Here is a 17,528-nt window from a genome sequence, read left to right as displayed (position 1 = left end):
CGTTCCCCTGTTACGGAGTGGCACCGGACGAGCCCGCGTTTCCCGTCGAACCTCCGCCGCCGGAGCCGCCGTTGGCCCCGCCGTTTGGCGGAACGGGTCCGTACGGTGTCGGAATCGGGGGATACGGATAGCCCCATCCCCAGGGTAATCGCCCCAGTCCATACGGATTCACCCATGCCCCGAACGGAGTCGTCCACGGCCCGAGAGGGTTTCCCCACGGCCCATAAGGTGTCGCGCCGGCGCGATAGGGAAACTGCCATTCCCCGTACGGCCGCAGATATTCACCTCGTCCCCATGTTTCGACCACATGGAATTGGTCGAAACTCCCATCCGCCCCTCGCAAACTACTGCGGATATGCCGATAGGCCGACCGCTGAAACGTGGGATCGTAGGGTGCCGTCGGATGTGGTTTCGGAGCGTATTGGGCCACACGCTCCCCGGACGGCTTGTGCGAATAATAGCCTTGCTGAAAAACCCAACTATCGGCCCGGACACAAACGGCCGCTACCACGGCGGCAACGAAGCACACGACGGTCAAACCGTCTCGCACTACCGCCCGACGCGGCCGGCGATCATCCCGGCCTCGATGCTCGATCCGATTGTCGCGGCCGATAAGCGTCATGAGTCGACGCACTCACAAAAAGCATGTGGAAGATGAGTAATGCGCGGGAGTCGGTTTCCGACTCCACAGCTTCTATGATAATCAGCCCTTGCCGAAACCTCTCCCCCAAACCCCTGAACAGCCTCTTTTGCGCTGTTTCGCTCCTCAAATCGGCCGCTAGATTCGATTCAAACCCTAAAACCGGAACTGCACTTCCCGTATCCAATGAAAAACGCCGAAGGCGACCACCTCCGGCGCGGCGTAGTATGTGCTATGCGATGGCGCGATCGAGATGTTCACTGCGCCCCCGGATGTTCGACCATCAGCTCTTCTCGCTCCGGATCGTAGACATACCGGCAGCCCGGCGGCAGCTCCGGCAAGGGAATCTGGTTTTTCTGAATGATCTCCCGCATGAATTCCTCGTGAGATCGTGGTGCATAGCCGTTTTCGGCTTTGAAAAGTTGCATTGCCTTGGGAATCTGTATCCGGTAAGCCACCAACTCGCGACTGGTAAAAAAGGCCTTGATCGGCGTCATCAAAATACCTTCGCCCAACGATCTCCCTTTCTGCCCGACTCCGACATCGGCAACTTGTCGCTCGGGCGGAGGCGTCTGCTCGGCGGGCGCACTCGGTGCGGGGTCGGCTCCAGGCAAATCCAGCCCGCCCACCGTCGTCGACACGGATCGCCCCTGATTCCAGCGTCCTTCGTCGGTCGCCTCCTCGCCGGCGGTGGATTGCTCGGCCGACGGGGCTTGCTGCGCGGCGACCGCTTCGTCCGTCGACGCAGGCGCCGACTGCACGGTCGGATTCGGTGAGTTGTCGACCTTGTCGTAGCGACCGCCGTCACTGCATCCGTAAAGCAGTCCGACCGCGCCGATCAACACTGCAATGGCGACGAATCTCAATCCCACACACCGGCTCATGGTCCCCCTCCTTTTCCGCTCGGCCACAGTTGTCGCCGTCGAAAAACGGCCCAACCGCCGTGAAAAAAGTGATCTACCCACTTACGGCCCGCGTCCGAACCACGTTAACTGTCGTCTTCCAGTTCCGGCGCAATTTGCTGTTGTTTTCGCGTCGTGCGAAGGACGAGTCGATCTTCGAACCGACGCCCATTTTCCACCTTTACCGGGGACAACTCAAACGTTTTGTCTTGCAAACGTTCCAATTCCCGGCGATCCGTCAAGTCGAAATGAAGGGGCGTAATCGTGATCTTGCCTTCGGCCAAGGCGGTCAAATCGGTCGGTCGGTCGGGCAGCGTCGGGCGTGGCTCGCCGGTCGCCCAATAGTAGGCTCGGCCCCAGGGGTCGAATCGCTTCTCGTACTTCTCACCGTACTGGGTCACATCCATGGGAACGACGGCTGTTTCGGGCACTCCTTCAAGAGCCGCCAAGGGAATGTTCAGGTTGTAAAGACGGGGACGCGGTTCTTTTTTCTCGAAAAGCCGGCCGATCAACTCAGCCGCCAACCCGGCGGCCTTTTCGAAGGGCGCGTGTTCATCGAATTGGAGCGAGACGGCCACGCTATCGATCCCGAAGAAGGCTCCCTCGATCGCAGCGGCTACCGTCCCCGAGTACAACACGTTGATGCCCGCGTTCAACCCTCCGTTGATGCCGCTGACGATCAAATCAGGGCGTTCCGGACACAGTTCGGCGATTCCGATCTTGACGCAGTCGGCAGGACTCCCCTCGACGGCCCATCCCCAGCGATCGTCGCCGCGAAAGACTTCTTTGACGACCAACGGAATCAAATAGGTGATCGAGTGGCCGACACCACTCTTCTCGGTGGCAGGAGCCACGACATGAACCTCACCCAGCCGCGTCAGCGCTTCTGCCATGGCCGCCAAGCCGGGCGCGTAAATACCGTCGTCGTTCGTCAACAAGATGCGCACGTCGATTGTTCCCTCTTAACTCTTGATTTTTCAAGATGTTATGGCATTCCAACTCCACTATATCGCCTTCCAGAAACCAGGACAATTACCGTGGCCCGGCTCGTTTACGATCGACTCGCCGAGGAAGACAGCCGCTCCTCTGCACGCAGTCCGAGACATTCGCATGGGGGCCGAAGCGCCGATGGACAGCGGTATGGCCCCGCCCTATAATGGCGGGTTTTCGCGAGGGAAAACGTATGGCGCACACGCACGACGAACAGATACTCGTTCTCGATTTCGGTTCGCAATACGCCCAACTGATCGCCCGTCGTGTCCGGGAACAGAATGTCTACGCGGCCATCGTCCGGCACGACATTTCGGCCGAGCGAATCGGAGAATTGGCCCCCAAAGGCATCATTCTATCCGGCGGTCCGGCCAGCGTTTATGCCGACGGTGCCCCGCGTTGCGATCCCAAGATCTTCCAATTGGGAATTCCTGTTTTGGGCATCTGCTACGGCATGCAGATCCTCTGCCACTATCAGGGGGGGAAGGTTGGCAGTGCCCAGGCTCGGGAATACGGTCGCGCCGTGTGTCGAAAGGTACAAGATAGCCCCCTCCTGGAAGGCGTCTCCGACGAATTCCAGGTCTGGATGAGCCACGGCGATCAGGTCACCGAAATCTCCGACGATTTCGAGGTTCTGGCTTCGACCGAGACTTGCCCGCTTGCTGCGGTCAAACACAAAGCACGTCCGTTTTTCGGCCTCCAATTCCACCCTGAAGTTACGCACACCCCGCAAGGCTCCCAAATTCTAAAAAACTTCGTTCAGGGTGTTTGTGGATGTCGCGGGCTGTGGAAACTCGAAGACTTCCGACGCGAGGTGATCGAGTCGATTCGGAAGCGAGTCGGCAGCGCCCGCGTGATCTGTGGCCTATCCGGCGGCGTCGATTCCTCGGTCGTCGCAGCACTGTTGGCCGAAGCGATCGGTGACCAACTGTCGTGCATCTTGGTCGACAACGGCTTGTTGCGAAAGGGCGAAGCCGAGGCGGTCATCCGAGAGTTCACACAACATTTCAAGATCGACCTGCACGTCGTCCGTGCGGAGGATCGCTTTCTGGCCGCCCTCGAAGGGGTCGACGATCCCCAGGAAAAGCGACGCATCATCGGCCATACCTTCATCGATTGCTTTGCCGACGAAGCGGCCAAGATCGAAGACGCCCGTTTTTTGGCCCAGGGAACCTTGTACCCCGACGTCATCGAAAGCGGAGGCCTCGAGGACGGTCCCGCCGCCACAATCAAACTTCACCACAACGTGGGCGGCCTGCCGAGCGACCTCCAATTCGAGCTGATCGAACCGTTGCGCGATCTGTTCAAAGACGAAGTGCGCCGCCTCGGGTTGCAACTCGGACTGCCGGAGGAAATCGTATGGCGGCACCCCTTCCCCGGTCCCGGTCTGGCCGTTCGTTGCTTGGGACCGGTGAGCAAACCCAGATTGGACACGCTGCGGGAAGCCGATGCCATCGTCATCGAAGAAATCAAGAAAGCCGGTTGGTATCGCAAGACCTCGCAGGTGTTTGCCGTGTTGCTGCCGATTCGCAGTGTCGGCGTAATGGGCGATGCCCGCACGTATGAAGACGTCTGCGCCGTTCGGGCGATCCAAACCGAAGATTTCATGACCGCCGATTGGGCGCATTTACCCTACGAGTTGTTGGGCCGAATCGCTACCCGCGTGATCAATGAAGTCCGCGGCGTCAATCGCGTCGTCTACGACATCAGTTCCAAGCCGCCGGCCACCATCGAATGGGAGTGATCGCCGCGGCGAATTGTCGAGAAACGCCATGAGCCGAAAACAGGACGCCGAGTCGCCTTCCGATCAGCCGACGTTCGAGGAATCGCTGGCCGAACTGGAGCGAATCGTCGCGAGGCTCGAATCGGGCGAGTTGGGCCTTGACGAATCGTTGGCCGAATACGAGCGGGGCGTCTCCCTTTTGCGGGGTTGCCACCGGCGATTGAAGGACGTTGAGGCCAAGATTCGCATCTTGACCGGTACCGACGAAGACGGCGAACCCGTTACCGAGCCGTTTGACGACACGCCCTCGACGGAAGAGTCCGGAACGCGAAAACGACGGCGGGCTCCAAATCGCCGATCGGCGTCTTCGTCCTCGGAAGACGCCGCCCCTTAAGCGGCGGCAAGACGACTTTTTCGCGACGTCGGAACGGGGCAAGCATACGCACGAGCTCTGTTCGCTCGATAGACGTGTTCCGGCACGACGTTTAGAATGGAGTCGATGCACTGAGATCTTGGGACGATGCGGGTACGCACAACTCGGTCGTCCGTCCTCGTTCGTACGGATTGCATTCCGGTAATCACCCCATTCAGGGAAGCCCAGCGATAAGCCTATGCCCATCGATACCGAACAGCGAGTCCGCCGGCGTCTCGACGCATTGCGTGCCGACGTCGATGTTGCGCTCGATCGGTATTCGGATTTGGGAGAGGGGTGTCCCGACTCATTGAAAGAAGCTATCCGCTACAGTCTCCTTTCGCCGGGAAAACGGCTCCGGCCGCTGCTCGTACTCTTGGCGGCCGAGGCGGTCGCCGGCAACGATTCCATCGTTGCACGCGCGATGCCTGCGGCGGCGGCCGTCGAAATGATCCATGCGTACTCGCTCGTGCATGACGACCTTCCGGCGATGGACGACGACGATTTGCGACGCGGCCGTCCCACCTGTCATAAGAAATTCGGTGAAGCGATCGCAATTCTAGCAGGCGACGCCTTGTTGACGCTCGCCTTCGAGACACTTGCGAAACACATCCGCCCGGAAGAAACCGCCGGTGTTTGTTGCGCCGAGCTGGCGATCGCAGCGGGTGCCCGACGCTTGGTCGGTGGACAAGCGGACGACATCGCCGGACCGCCCGACCCGCCGACGTTGGAGCACTTGGAAGCCATCCACCGCCGCAAGACGGGCGCGATGATCGAGGTGTCGTTACGACTCGGCGGAATCGTCGCCGGGGCCGACGAGCGACAACTCGACGCCCTCACCTCGTACGGCCGTGAGTTCGGCCTCGCCTTTCAAATCACCGACGACTTACTCGATGCGGTAGGCGACGAATCGACCGTCGGCAAACGGGTGGGCAAGGACGCCGAACAAGGAAAGTTGACCTTTCCCGGACTTCTCGGCATCGAAAAAAGCCGGCGTCGCGCCCGCGATTGTATTGAACGTGCCGCCGCAACGATCCTTGCCGTGTTTCCACAGGCCGAGGAATTGGCCTACCTGGTCCGCACCTTGGAGGGACGCTCACACTGATGGACGAACTCCTTTCCCAAATTCGATCGCCCGCCGATCTCGCCGGGTTGGATGTCGCCGCACTCGAGCGACTGGCCGGAGAGATGCGCGAAGCGATGTGTCGACTCTTGGGAAGACGTTCGGCCCATTTCGCATCGAATCTCGGCGTCATCGAATTGGCGCTGGCATTGCATACCACGTTCGATTTCCGCAAGGATCGCTTGATCTGGGACACGGGCCACCAAATTTATCCTCACAAGATGCTCACCGGCCGCTACGCACGTTTCGATACGATGCGTACCAAAGGCGGCCTGATGGGCTATCCCAACCCGGCCGAAAGCGAATATGACCTGTTCATGACCGGTCACGCCGGTTGCAGTATCTCGGCGGCGGTCGGCCTGCGGTGCGGCGATGAACGGATGGATCCCGACACCAAACGCCACGTCGTCGCGGTAATCGGCGATGGGGCGTTTCCCTCGGGCATCGTCTCCGAGGCGATGAATCACGCCGGTGCCTTGAAACGACCGCTGATCGTCATCCTCAACGACAACATGATGTCGATCTGTCCGCGGGTGGGAAGTATCGGCGACTATCTCGATCGCCTTCGGATGGCCCCCTTCTACACCGGCTTGAAGCACGAAATCCAGAAGTGGCTGGCTCGCGTGCCCGTGGTGGGCGATTCGGTCGAAAAGATGCTCGACCAAATGAAGCACGCCATCAAGGCGGGCATGCTCGGCGGTATGCTGTTCGAAGAACTGGGTTTTCGCTACATCGGTCCGGTCGACGGCCATAACATCGCGCACTTGCAAAAGTACCTGGCGATGGTCAAGAAACTGGATACGCCGGTACTGCTGCACGTGGTCACGAAAAAGGGCCACGGCTTTCCACCCGCCGAGGAAGATCCCCGCACATTTCACGCACCGGCCCCCTTCGAACGCAACGGCAAGACGGAGATCCAGTTCCGCAAGAAGTCGTCGGTCAGCTACACGAAGGTGGCGCGGGATGCCGTTCACGCCGCGATGAAAAACGACCCGCGAGTGGCCGTCATCACCGCGGCAATGTGCCAAGGGAACATGCTGGAGCCGGTGCGAGACGAGTTTCCCGATCGCTATTTCGACGTCGGAATCTGCGAATCGCACGCCGTCGGCTTCGCGGCCGGATTGGCCAAGGCCGGCATGCGGCCGATCGTGGACATCTACAGCACGTTCCTCCAACGCAGCTACGATCAGATCTTTCAGGAAGTGTCGTTGCAGAATTTGCCCGTTACGTTCCTGATGGACCGCGCCGGACTCGTCGGTCCCGACGGTCCCACCCACCACGGCGTCTTCGACCTGGCCTACATGCGTCCGTTCCCCAACTTGACCGTCATGGCTCCCGGCGATGCCGAAGATCTGGCACGCATGGTGCCGTTTGCCGTCGACCTCGGAACGCCTGCTGCCGTGCGGTATCCCAAGGCAAAGGCCGAATCGATTGCCCGAGACGTCGCCCCGATCGAACTAGGACGGGCAGAGGTTCTCCGCTGGGGCAACGATGGAGCTATTCTCTGCTGCGGGGCGCATCTGCGTACATGCCTCGACGTCGCCGATCGCTTGGAAAAAAGCGGACTGGAAATCGCCGTCATCAATGCCCGCTTTGTGAAGCCGCTCGATGCCGAAACCATCACGAAAGCCGCAACGGAATGTCGCTTCGTGGTGACCGTTGAAGAAGGTGTTCTCGCGGGCGGATTCGGCAGCGCCGTGCTCGAACTACTCAATGAGCGGCAATTGGACACGAGTCGTGTCCGACGAGTCGGTATTCCCGATCGCTACATCGAACATGCCGAACGCGCGGAACAGTTGGCCGAGGTGGGCCTCGACACCGACGGACTCTATGCGATATGCTGCCAAGCTGCCGGAATCGAGCCGACCGACCTCGACTCGGTCGACGACATCCCCACGTCGACGAAATCACGTGCTTCGTAATCCCGCGTCGGCGAAAGAATCCGCGCCGAGCACACAGCGACGAAAAAGCTCTTTGGGCCGACGTGCCGAAGACGCGAACCGACGGCCGCTTTCCATTCACGACGGAGTCGATCATGAAAGTAGCCATTTTGGGATTCGGGGGTCGCCCCGATGTGGTTGCGCACGCCGAGCGAATGCGCCCGATCATCGAGCGATACGCCGAAATCCAAATCGTCGACTTCACCGGCAAAGAGGATCTCAGTCGCTTCGAGCTGGATTACGCCATCGTATTCGGCGGCGACGGGTCGATTCTTCGTGCCGCACGCCAAATGGGCTATCGCCAGGTTCCCGTGATTGCTGTCAATCTAGGGAAACTGGGGTTTCTAGCCGACCTTTCCCCGGACGAGCTGGAAAACGTCCTTCAAAAAGCCGCTCGGGAACCGCTCCCGTTGGTTCATCACGTGATGCTCGAATGCCGCGTACTGCGGGGTGAGGAAACCGTCGTTCAGGAATTGGTTCTCAACGAGGTTGCCGTACTCAACGGTCCACCTTTTGCCATCCTGGATGTCGATTTGTATGTCGATTCCGAGTTGGCGACGACTTACAGCGGCGACGGATTGATCTTGGCGACGCCGGTCGGTTCCACTGCTCATTGCCTTTCGGCGGGCGGTCCCATTATCCGCAAAGACCTCGACGCACTGGTGATTTGCCCGATCAGCCCACACACGCTCTCGAATCGGCCGGTCGTCGACTCGGCCGATCGCCGGTACGAACTGCGGGTTCGCCAGCCGCGCGAGCACACCAGCCTGGTAATCGACGGGCACGTCGCCTGCCGCTTGGAAGAAGCCGATCGCGTCACCCTTTGCAAGGCGGAGCCGCGCTTCACGCTGGCCAGCGCTCCCGGTCACACGTATTACCGCACGCTGCGGGAGAAGCTCGGCTGGGGGGGCCGACTGCGATATCGCAGCGAAGGCGGCCGGCCCACCTGACGGAACCTGCATCGCCGACGGGCGATTCGGTCTTTCCCGGTTTTCCCGATTGGGCCATAATGCGGCAAACGTCATCGGGAGTATTCTGTTTCGACCGGCCCTCTCGTAAGGAGGCGAGAATCGTGTCGTCGTACGTGTCTATCTTTGTGCGGACAATCGTTCCGGCCGTCGCCTTGGTCTTTTCAGCGACGTCATCCAACGCAGCCGAAAAGGTTCTTTTGCGGTACAAATTTCTTCCGGGCGAAACCGTCGCCTGGGATGTGACCCATCGTGCAGCCGTTCGGACGACCATTTCCGGAACCACCCAATCGGTCGAAACGTTGACTCGCTCGACGAAACTTTGGCAAATCGACGAAGTACGAGGCGACAATACGTTCGTCCTGCGAAATTTCGTCACCCATGTCGACATGACGCAGCGCATTTCCGGCCGTCGCGAACTTCGATTCTCGACCGACGACGAGGGAACTCCGCCGCCGGAATTCAAGCCGATCGCCGATACGGTCGGCAAGCCGTTGGCCGTCATCACGTTGAACGACCGCGGACAAATCGTTTCCCGCAAGCAACTGGTCGAGAACGCCGCTCAAAGCCTCGGAAACGTGACCGTTCCTTTGCCCGAAAAGCCGGTCGGTGAGGGGGATTCGTGGGTCGAGCCGATGAACATTGAGCTTCCCGACACCGGCGGCCGCATTATGCGGGTGAAAGCCCAGCAAAAATTCACGCTCGAAAGTCTGCAATCGGGAATCGCCGTGATCCGCATGCAAACGCAAATTCTCACGCCGATCGACAACCCGGCCATGGAAGCCAAACTGGTACAACACCTGCTCGACGGTACCGTTCGCTTCGATGTCGATGCCGGCCGCATCGTGGCACAACAACTCGACGTCGACAAAGAAATCGTCGGGTTCCGCGGCGACGCCAGCAGCTTCCATTATGCGACGCGGTTCGAAGAGAAATTGATGGACAAGGAGGCAGCCGTCGCCGCTCTGCCCGCCGAAGCAAAACGGTGAGCGAATCCGTTCTCGACCGGCGGAGCGAACGCTTTGGTCCCCGCCGGGGAAATCACGTGTGTCACAGCGGTGTTGCTTCGTATTCATAATGGTCGGTGATCAACCAGCGATCACCGACCTTTTCCAGTTCCACCGTGAATTTCGCCGCGTACACGCCTTCGAATTGATCGGGGGTAACCTTTTCTTTGTAGCGAAAGGTTCCGTGAAACCGAAGCGTTGCCGTCGGCGGCGACGTCAGATTGTTCACCGTGATCTCCAGATTCGAAACATTCACATTTCGGAATTCGACCGTTGCGAGCGCCCATCGCGCACGTTCCCGCGTTTTCTCCGCATTCGGCGAAAGAAACGACAGCACGCGGTCCAGGTCTCCGGCCTCCAGGGCGTCTTCCCCCTCGGCAATCAACGTTTGAATCTGTTCGCGATCGGTCACGACCCACCAGTCGATCGCCGCGACCGCCCCCATTGCAAGCAGAATCCCGGCACACGCCCATAGAAATTCTTTTCGGACGGTGGTCAAAAACAGGCCCGCACAGGCCGCCAGGAAGATGATTCCCACCATCAAAATGGGCGTCGGGTTTTCAACGAGCCACGTCATGGCACTTCTCCGGTAGCGAATCCCGCACCAACGTCCGCTTATTTCACCGCGACGATACGTCAACGCCAGGATACCACTACCGCCCTTTGCGGCAAAACGTTCTTTTTCGCAATGGCCGATTGGCGATTTCTCCGGAAGCTGGAGGCCGAGCACACATTTCCCCTGGGGCAACTATAATCGAAAGAGGTTCGACGGTCTTCGCCGGCGGTCGCCCCTCCTTATCTCGTTCGGAACAGGTGTGCGCGTCTTTTTCTTTCTACGAATCCCCCGATCACCATGAACAAATACGGTCCACTCTATTCTTTCCTCGCGAGCCTGGCGGTCGCGCTGATGTGGCCGACGATCGCCCACGCCGACAACATCGCCGTCGCCGACGAAACCGTTCTCGGCCCGAATGTGTACGTCTTCACACCCGACATGCCTTCCGAAGCCGTTCAACAAACGTTGGACGCCGTATTTCGGAAGATGGAGACAAATCATTTCGGCCGCGAGCGATACGCGCTCTTGTTCGCCCCCGGAACCTACCGGGTGAATTTTTGCATCGGGTTTTACACGCACGTGGCGGGCTTGGGCCGCAATCCGGACGACGTGCACATCGACGGCGGCGTCACCGTCAATGCCAAGTGGGATCCCAACGGGCATGCACTGAACAACTTTTGGCGGGTGCTGGAAAATCTTTCCGTAACACCTTCGGCGAAAGTCCCCTACCTGACGGAGCTGGGCATCACACGCATCGCCGTTTCGCAGGCGGCGCCGTTGCGACGACTCCACATTCGCGGCGAACTCCAATTGTTCGATTGGGGACCGCACGGAAACGTCGGCTACGCCAGCGGCGGCTTTCTGGCCGATTCGATCGTCGACGGAAAAGTGGTCCCTGCATCGCAGCAACAGTGGCTTTCACGCAACAGTGCATGGCAAGACTGGACCAATGCCGTGTGGAACATGGTCTTCGTCGGTTGCGAAAATGCACCCGAAAATACGTTCCCCGAACCGGCCTACACGGTGATCGACCGTGCGCCCCTTATCCGAGAAAAACCCTATTTATTCATCGATGAGGGCGGGCGCTTTCGGGTTTTCGTTCCGGCCTTGCAAAAGGACAGGAAGGGTGTCTCGTGGCGAAACGCGCCCACACCGGGCGAATCCCTGCCTCTCGAGGCGTTCTACATTGCGAACCCGAACGAATCGAATTCCGACACGATCAACGCGGCGTTGAAAGCCGGAAAGCACGTTCTGTTTACCCCGGGAATCTATCCTTTGCGGGAACCGCTGCGCGTCGTGCATCCGAAGACGATTCTGCTCGGACTGGGGCTGCCGTCGCTCGTTCCTACCACCGGACAGCCGGCCGTCACCGTCGCCGACGTGGACGGTGCAACGATCGCCGGTTTGATTCTCGATGCCGGAGTTCCCAAATCGACGTGTCTATTGGAGATCGGTCCGCCCGGCAGTACGGCGGATCATTCTGCCGATCCTACCTTCCTGTACGACCTTACCGTCCGCACGGGCGGCCCCACGGCCGGGCTGAACGATGTCGGCGTCGTCATCAACAGCAACCACACGGTCGTCGATCACATTTGGATCTGGCGAGCCGACCACGGTGACGGCGTGGGATGGAACACGAACCCGACGAAGAACGGCCTGGTCGTCAACGGCGACGGCGTCGTGATTTACGGTTTGTTCAACGAACACCACGAAGAATATCAAACCGTGTGGAACGGTGAAGGCGGACGCGTCTACATGTACCAATCCGAGATGCCCTACGACGTCCCCGATCAGCAATCGTGGCGTCACGGCACAACGAACGGTTTCGCCTCGTACAAGGTGGCCGATCACGTGACGACGCATGAGGCGTGGGGCATCGGAGTCTACTGTTACTTCCGTGACGCTCCGATCAAAGCTCGAAGCGCCGTCGAAGCCCCGACGAGACCCGGCATCCGACTGCATCACTTGACGACCATTTGGCTGGACGGAACGCCCGGCAGCGAGATCGCGCACATCGTCAACGATCTGGGCGGCCGCGTCTATGCCCCCTCTCCGCCGGAAGCCCAGCGTCAAACGTGGAAGGAATTCGGCGGCCACTGAAGCACCGGCACGCTCCGTCGATACACGTTCAGTCTCGCCGGCTACGAAAAACGGTCGCCCGGACTGCGTGGCCCGGACGACCTCTATCGTCTCATGACGGCTTACCGGTGTAAAAACGGCGTCAAGATCACTTCTTCGGGAACAACGGACCGCCGTAGATCGCTCCCTGACCGAGCATCTCCTCGATCCGCAAGAGCTGGTTGTACTTGGCCATGCGGTCGGTTCGCGAAGCCGAACCGGTCTTGATCTGGCCGACGCCGGTGGCCACTGCCAGGTCGGCGATCGTCGAGTCTTCCGTCTCGCCGCTGCGGTGGCTGATGACGGCCGTGTAACCATTCCGCAGCGCCAAGTCGATCGCCTCGAGCGTCTCGGTCAATGTACCGATCTGGTTCACCTTGATCAGAATGCTGTTGGCGATCCCCGATTCGATACCTTTTTGGAGTCGCTTCGTGTTCGTCACGAACAAGTCGTCGCCGACGAGCTGGATCTTCGAGCCGAGCTTCTCCGTGAGAACCTTCCAACCTTCCCAGTCGTCTTCGTCACAACCGTCTTCGATCGAGACGATGTGATACTTGTCGACCCACTCGGCAAGCATGTCGACCATTTCTGCCGAAGTCAGTTCCTTGCCGCCGACGTTGTACACGTACTTGCCGCTCTTCTTGGCTTCTTCGGGAACCAATTCGCTCGAAGCGACGTCGAGGGCGATGTAGACATCTTTCCCCAACGTGTAACCGGCCTTGTCGATCGCCTCACTGATCACCTGGAGGGCTTCTTCATTGCTCTTCAAGTCCGGCGCAAAACCACCTTCATCACCGACGTTGGTCGACAAACCGCGATCCTTGAGCACTTTTCGCAGGTTGTGGAACACCTCGCAACCGCAGCGGATCGCATCGGAAAACCGCTCGAAGCCCAGCGGCATGATCATGAATTCTTGCACGTCGACGGCGTTGTCGGCGTGGGCACCACCGTTGATGATGTTCATCATCGGCGCCGGAACGACGCGAGCCCCCACTCCACCGAGGTACCGATACAACGGCAACCCGCAGTAGTCGGCGGCGGCGTGCGCCGTGGCAAGCGAGACGCCCAAGATCGCGTTCGCCCCCAGCTTGCTTTTCGTTTCGGTACCGTCGAGTTCGAGCATCCGCATGTCGACGGCCGCTTGATCCAAAGCATCCATGCCGCAAATCTCGGCGGCCAACACGTTGTTGACGTTTTCGACCGCCTTCAACACGCCTTTGCCGAGATATTTACTCTTGTCGCCGTCGCGCAGTTCAAGTGCCTCGTGGACCCCGGTGCTGGCCCCGCTGGGAACGGCGGCGCGGCCGAACGAGCCGTCTTCCAAAACCACGTCGACTTCGACGGTCGGGTTGCCGCGGCTGTCGAGGATCTGCCGGGCCTGAATGTCCAAAATTGTAGAGTTCATGACTTGTCCCTCGTAAAGAATGTTTGCGTGGAACGACCGTGACTGGCCGGTCTCGCGAACACCTCCCGGCTTCGCGTTCGACCGAAACGTTTATCGCAATCCACCCGATCAGGCCATCCGACACCGCCGACAGCGTATTGGACGGCACCTCCTCGGGAAGAAATTCTCCGAAACCCTCTGTCGGCCGGGGATCAAAGACCGTATTGTGGCGCATCCCGCGCGTTTTGAACAGTCGGGCCGATCTTCCGCAGTGTCGTCCGGCATTCGTACGGCAATGCGCAACTTGCCGACTCCGCAATTTCCATTGGCCGCCGCGGTCTCCCGCCCCCGCTTTTCACGCGACGCAACTCCGTTTAGGATAAGAGGTTGCGATTCTTTACCACCGCGCCTGCTCGGGTGATCGCGGCGTCGTGGTCTCGGGCTCGTCCGTCCCCTGAGCGGCACGAGGCCCCGCAGACTACTCGACAGCTTCCCCTCGCCGGCACCGTCACGAATCAACACAAGCTTAAAGGAACGCCGAACCATGTTTTCCGGTATCGTCGAAACGATGGGTACGGTCGCCGAACTGATTCAAGAAGGCCCCGGAACACGACTGATCATCCGTGAACCGACGATTGCCGCCGAGACGAAGGTGGCCGACAGCATCTCGGTCAATGGCTGTTGTCTGACCGTGGTCGACGTCACCGACGACACGTTCGCCTTTCAGGCCGGTCCCGAAACACTCAAACGCACGAACCTCGGTAAGCTGGCCGTCGGTTCGAAGGTAAACCTGGAACGTTCGCTCAAGGTGGGCGGACGGCTGGGCGGTCATTTCGTCACCGGACACATCGACGACGTCGGCACGCTGGAAAAGCGGGAAGATTACGGCGACTGGTCAAGCTTTTGGTTCCGCATTCCGCAGCGTCTCGGCGCTCAAATGGCCCCCAAAGGCTCGATCGCCGTCGACGGCGTAAGCTTGACGATCGTCGACAGCGAACCGGAACGGTTCAGCGTGGCCTTGATCCCGTTCACGTTGGAAGTCACGACGCTGGGCGGGTTGCAAGAAGGCGATGTCGTCAACCTGGAAACCGACATTCTGGCCAAATACGTCCAACGGGCGATCGAAGCCCAAAGTTGGCCCAAGGCCTGATGCGTCTCTCGCCCCGACGAGGACCCGCTCGACGATGGAAAAGCCGCTTCTTCCGCGCCAAACCCTTAGCTATCTCCGCCGCAGGTTCGAGGCGTCCGGGATTCGTCCGAAGACCGACTTGGGACAGAACTTCCTGATCGACTTGAACCTGCTGGGCGTGTTGGTCGAAGTCGGCAAGGTCGACAAGCAAGATGTCGTCCTCGAAGTGGGCACGGGCACCGGGGCCTTGACGTCGATGCTGGCGGAACGTGCCGGCCGCGTCGTGAGCGTCGAAGTCGACGGTGATCTGCACACCTTGGCAACCGAAACGCTGGGCGGAGTCGACAATGTTCGCTTGCTTCATCACGATGCCCTCAAAAACAAAAACAAACTGCATCCTGACCTTTTGAAGGTGTTGGAAGAAGAGCTGGCCGCCGTTCCCGACGCTCGATTCAAGCTGGTCGCCAATCTTCCGTACCATATCGCGACGCCGCTGATTACGAACTTACTGACTTTGGATCGCCCACCCGAGCTGATGGCGGTTACCATCCAAAAAGAGCTCGCCGATCGCATGATCGCGCGTCCCCGGTCGAAGGACTACGGCTCTCTTTCGCTTTGGGTACAAAGTCAATGCCATGTCAAGATCGCTAGAATCTTGCCGCCGAGCGTCTTCTGGCCGCGGCCGAAGGTGACCTCGGCCATCGTCGCATTACGATTCGATCCGGCCTTGCGGGCACGAATCTTCGACCGTGAGTTCTTTCATCAATTCGTGCGGCGGTTGTTTTTGCATCGACGCAAATTCCTCCGGGCGCAGGTACTCAGCACGCTCGGGCGCAAGGCCTCGAAAGAAGCCGTCGATCGTGTGCTGTCCGAGCTCGACCTCGAACCCCAACTGCGGGCGGAAGAACTGACGCTGGAAACGATTCTTGAACTGGCAAAGGCTTGCCGGCCGCTGGTCGACAAGCTCTGAGCGAAACGCCGAATCGGTTGACGATCGAATCGGCGCAAATCTATGATGGGTTGGTCGTCGGCTCATCCCACGGGCCGGTTTACACAGGAACTCGTCTCGCTTTTCACTCCCCTTTTCTCTGTAATTCAACGCCGGTTTCGGAGAAGATCGAGCATGGAATTCATCGAGATGTCGGGCAAGCAATTGCTTCGCGTGGTCAACGAAGGCGGCCCGTCGCCCGAGCAGTTGAAGGCGGTGGGCTTGACCGACGAAAGCGTCGTCCGCGTGAACAAGCAAGGAGACATCGAAATCCGCCGCGCCGACCGCTGGGACTTAATCGGCGGTCTGCTGGGGGATTACGAAGCCCGCATCCGACGCGAAACCGGTCTGGACTGGGCCAGCCCCTATTGAGCGAAACAAACCGCGGGCGCGCCCGCTCAATTCACGATGTTTCGCAGAGGTTCCCCGAGAATCGCCCGCCGTGCTGCCTCGGCCGTCTTACGACGGATGTCTTCCAGCCCCTCGACACAATAAAAAGCGGCGTGCGGATTGAGGATGATCCGATCGTGCGCCGGATGATCAGGATTCCGCCAGGCGGCAATCAGCGGATCGTCCTCGGAAGGCGGCTCTTGCGGCAACACGTCCAATGCCGCTCCCGCCAAACGGCCCGATTCGATCGCCGCCAGCACGGCCGCCGGATCGACGATCGCCCCCCGTGCGGTGTTCACCAGGTAGGCCCCTTCCGGCATCGCAGCCAGGGCCTCCGCATTGATCATGCCGCGTGTTTCTTCGGTCGCCGGACAATGGATGCTCAGAATGTGGACCTGCGACAGCAAATCGGTCAACGTTTCTGCCCGCCAAATCCCTAACGCACGATCGTAACCGTCGGGTTTGTACGGATCGTAGAACACGACGTCCATTCCCAAGGCCTTCGCGCGGCAAGCGGCCGCCGTGCCGATCCGGCCCAATCCGACGATTCCGAAAACCCTTCCGCGAAGCCGAAGAATCGGAACCGCCTGCTCGTAACTCCACGGACCTCGTTTGCGAATCAGTCGGGAATTCAGCAGATGGATACCACGTGCCAATGCGAGCGCCATGCCGATCGCCGTATCGGCGACTTCTTCCGAACCGTAGTCGGGAACATTGGCCAACGGAATGCCGCGTCGCCGAGCGGCTTCGCCGTCGACGTTGTCCACCCCGACCCCCGCTCGGACGATCAAGCGACACCGTTGCAACCGGTCGATCGTCGCCCGGGTCACACTCAACTCATGGAAAACAATCAACACGTCGGCATCTTCAACGAGACCTTCCAACTCGCTCTCGTGATGCTTTGCGAGCGCTTCGACCTCAGCGAGTTCCCCCAAAACACGGCGTTCGATCGCCAAATCGTCGTCGATGAAATCGGTCAGCACGACCCGTGACTTTCTTTCCATTTTCACCAATCCCGCCATTTTCCGAATCACTGGACGGCAACAACTAGCGAAGCGTTTGGGGGGGCAATAGCTACCGGCCTCTTAGTCTCGCAGGCTCAAGCGACCGAAGCAACTGCTCTGGACACGTAAAGCCCAAGCGCGGTACGGTACCTTTGTGATCAAGGCGACGCAATGTTCGCAGAGCAGACGCCGTTCCCTGCGGGGAGGAGTTCACCAACGGCGTCCCTCCTCGTCGCCGATAGCATACGAAACTT

General features: G+C 59.7%; 16 protein-coding genes. 10 read left to right on the top strand and 6 right to left on the bottom strand.

From position 1 onward, the window contains the following. Positions 1 to 10: 10 nt before the first annotated feature. The 3 genes from ACYQ2I_RS06710 to surE form a co-directional block, all read right to left on the bottom strand. Complete coding sequence (locus tag ACYQ2I_RS06710) at positions 11 to 622, bottom strand: hypothetical protein (RefSeq protein ID WP_460166236.1); 612 nt, start codon at positions 620 to 622, stop codon at positions 11 to 13. A gap of 275 nt (positions 623 to 897) precedes the next feature. Then, positions 898 to 1,524: a hypothetical protein gene (locus ACYQ2I_RS06705; protein WP_460166235.1), complete on the bottom strand. Its 627-nt coding sequence runs from the start codon at positions 1,522 to 1,524 to the stop codon at positions 898 to 900. Positions 1,525 to 1,628: 104 nt separating this feature from the next. Then, a complete protein-coding gene (gene surE, locus ACYQ2I_RS06700) occupies positions 1,629 to 2,489 on the bottom strand; it encodes a 5'/3'-nucleotidase SurE (protein ID WP_460166234.1) in 861 nt (286 codons plus the stop codon). A gap of 236 nt (positions 2,490 to 2,725) precedes the next feature. Here surE and guaA point away from each other — a divergent pair, with 236 nt between their 5' ends. From guaA to ACYQ2I_RS06670, 6 genes are all read left to right on the top strand, one after another. Then, entirely contained in the window at positions 2,726 to 4,276 is a 1,551-nt protein-coding gene (gene guaA / locus ACYQ2I_RS06695; protein WP_460166233.1) for a glutamine-hydrolyzing GMP synthase, read from the top strand. 28 nt (positions 4,277 to 4,304) lie between these two features. Further along, a complete protein-coding gene (locus tag ACYQ2I_RS06690; protein WP_460166232.1) occupies positions 4,305 to 4,649 on the top strand; it encodes an exodeoxyribonuclease VII small subunit in 345 nt (114 codons plus the stop codon). Between the two features lie 217 nt (positions 4,650 to 4,866). Beyond that, on the top strand, positions 4,867 to 5,772 hold the full coding sequence (locus tag ACYQ2I_RS06685; protein WP_460166231.1) for a polyprenyl synthetase family protein: 906 nt from the start codon (positions 4,867 to 4,869) through the stop codon (positions 5,770 to 5,772). Beyond that, on the top strand, positions 5,772 to 7,712 hold the full coding sequence (dxs, locus tag ACYQ2I_RS06680) for a 1-deoxy-D-xylulose-5-phosphate synthase (RefSeq protein WP_460166230.1): 1,941 nt from the start codon (positions 5,772 to 5,774) through the stop codon (positions 7,710 to 7,712). The genes ACYQ2I_RS06685 and dxs overlap by 1 nt, the downstream gene beginning before the upstream one ends. Positions 7,713 to 7,825: 113 nt before the next feature. Continuing rightward, entirely contained in the window at positions 7,826 to 8,680 is an 855-nt protein-coding gene (locus ACYQ2I_RS06675) for an NAD(+)/NADH kinase (RefSeq protein ID WP_460166229.1), read from the top strand. A 122-nt stretch (positions 8,681 to 8,802) separates the two neighbouring features. After that, on the top strand, positions 8,803 to 9,687 hold the full coding sequence (locus tag ACYQ2I_RS06670) for a DUF6263 family protein (protein ID WP_460166228.1): 885 nt from the start codon (positions 8,803 to 8,805) through the stop codon (positions 9,685 to 9,687). A gap of 61 nt (positions 9,688 to 9,748) precedes the next feature. Here the strand turns inward: ACYQ2I_RS06670 and ACYQ2I_RS06665 are convergent, their stop codons facing one another. After that, positions 9,749 to 10,282 carry a hypothetical protein gene (locus ACYQ2I_RS06665; protein WP_460166227.1) on the bottom strand — a complete coding sequence of 178 codons (534 nt, stop codon included), beginning with the start codon at positions 10,280 to 10,282 and terminating at the stop codon, positions 9,749 to 9,751. Between the two features lie 276 nt (positions 10,283 to 10,558). Between ACYQ2I_RS06665 and ACYQ2I_RS06660 the strand changes: the two genes are divergently transcribed. Then, the gene (locus tag ACYQ2I_RS06660; RefSeq protein ID WP_460166226.1) at positions 10,559 to 12,361 is read left to right on the top strand and encodes a hypothetical protein; all 1,803 of its coding nucleotides are present in this window, start codon (positions 10,559 to 10,561) and stop codon (positions 12,359 to 12,361) included. Between the two features lie 127 nt (positions 12,362 to 12,488). Here ACYQ2I_RS06660 and eno read toward each other — a convergent pair whose 3' ends face one another. After that, a complete protein-coding gene (gene eno, locus ACYQ2I_RS06655; protein WP_460166225.1) occupies positions 12,489 to 13,784 on the bottom strand; it encodes a phosphopyruvate hydratase in 1,296 nt (431 codons plus the stop codon). Positions 13,785 to 14,307: 523 nt separating this feature from the next. Between eno and ACYQ2I_RS06650 the strand changes: the two genes are divergently transcribed. The 3 genes from ACYQ2I_RS06650 (at position 14,308) to ACYQ2I_RS06640 (ending at position 16,252) form a co-directional block, all read left to right on the top strand. Beyond that, complete coding sequence (locus tag ACYQ2I_RS06650; RefSeq protein ID WP_460166224.1) at positions 14,308 to 14,913, top strand: riboflavin synthase; 606 nt, start codon at positions 14,308 to 14,310, stop codon at positions 14,911 to 14,913. A gap of 34 nt (positions 14,914 to 14,947) precedes the next feature. Then, positions 14,948 to 15,862, top strand: a complete 915-nt coding sequence (rsmA, locus tag ACYQ2I_RS06645; protein ID WP_460166223.1) for a 16S rRNA (adenine(1518)-N(6)/adenine(1519)-N(6))-dimethyltransferase RsmA — start codon at positions 14,948 to 14,950, stop codon at positions 15,860 to 15,862. Between the two features lie 153 nt (positions 15,863 to 16,015). Continuing rightward, entirely contained in the window at positions 16,016 to 16,252 is a 237-nt protein-coding gene (locus ACYQ2I_RS06640) for a hypothetical protein (RefSeq protein WP_460166222.1), read from the top strand. 26 nt (positions 16,253 to 16,278) lie between these two features. Here the strand turns inward: ACYQ2I_RS06640 and ACYQ2I_RS06635 are convergent, their stop codons facing one another. Further along, positions 16,279 to 17,274 (bottom strand): C-terminal binding protein, encoded by a 996-nt coding sequence (locus ACYQ2I_RS06635; protein ID WP_460166221.1) that lies wholly within the window; start codon positions 17,272 to 17,274, stop codon positions 16,279 to 16,281. Between the last annotated feature and the right edge of the window lie 254 nt (positions 17,275 to 17,528).

This window comes from Thermostilla marina (genome assembly GCF_054657455.1).
Note: the sequence above shows the minus strand (reverse complement) of the source record. Positions and strands in the feature narration are given on the sequence as shown.

Excerpts from the sequence above, each read along its gene's own strand:
- ACYQ2I_RS06710 (WP_460166236.1), bottom strand. The coding sequence starts at position 622 with ATGACGCTTATCGGCCGCGACAATCGGATCGAGCATCGAGGCCGGGAT.
- ACYQ2I_RS06705 (WP_460166235.1), bottom strand. The coding sequence starts at position 1,524 with ATGAGCCGGTGTGTGGGATTGAGATTCGTCGCCATTGCAGTGTTGATC.
- guaA (WP_460166233.1), top strand. The coding sequence starts at position 2,726 with ATGGCGCACACGCACGACGAACAGATACTCGTTCTCGATTTCGGTTCG.
- ACYQ2I_RS06690 (WP_460166232.1), top strand. The coding sequence starts at position 4,305 with ATGAGCCGAAAACAGGACGCCGAGTCGCCTTCCGATCAGCCGACGTTC.
- ACYQ2I_RS06685 (WP_460166231.1), top strand. The coding sequence starts at position 4,867 with ATGCCCATCGATACCGAACAGCGAGTCCGCCGGCGTCTCGACGCATTG.
- dxs (WP_460166230.1), top strand. The coding sequence starts at position 5,772 with ATGGACGAACTCCTTTCCCAAATTCGATCGCCCGCCGATCTCGCCGGG.
- ACYQ2I_RS06675 (WP_460166229.1), top strand. The coding sequence starts at position 7,826 with ATGAAAGTAGCCATTTTGGGATTCGGGGGTCGCCCCGATGTGGTTGCG.
- ACYQ2I_RS06665 (WP_460166227.1), bottom strand. The coding sequence starts at position 10,282 with ATGACGTGGCTCGTTGAAAACCCGACGCCCATTTTGATGGTGGGAATC.
- ACYQ2I_RS06660 (WP_460166226.1), top strand. The coding sequence starts at position 10,559 with ATGAACAAATACGGTCCACTCTATTCTTTCCTCGCGAGCCTGGCGGTC.
- eno (WP_460166225.1), bottom strand. The coding sequence starts at position 13,784 with ATGAACTCTACAATTTTGGACATTCAGGCCCGGCAGATCCTCGACAGC.
- ACYQ2I_RS06650 (WP_460166224.1), top strand. The coding sequence starts at position 14,308 with ATGTTTTCCGGTATCGTCGAAACGATGGGTACGGTCGCCGAACTGATT.
- rsmA (WP_460166223.1), top strand. The coding sequence starts at position 14,948 with ATGGAAAAGCCGCTTCTTCCGCGCCAAACCCTTAGCTATCTCCGCCGC.
- ACYQ2I_RS06640 (WP_460166222.1), top strand. The coding sequence starts at position 16,016 with ATGGAATTCATCGAGATGTCGGGCAAGCAATTGCTTCGCGTGGTCAAC.
- ACYQ2I_RS06635 (WP_460166221.1), bottom strand. The coding sequence starts at position 17,274 with ATGGAAAGAAAGTCACGGGTCGTGCTGACCGATTTCATCGACGACGAT.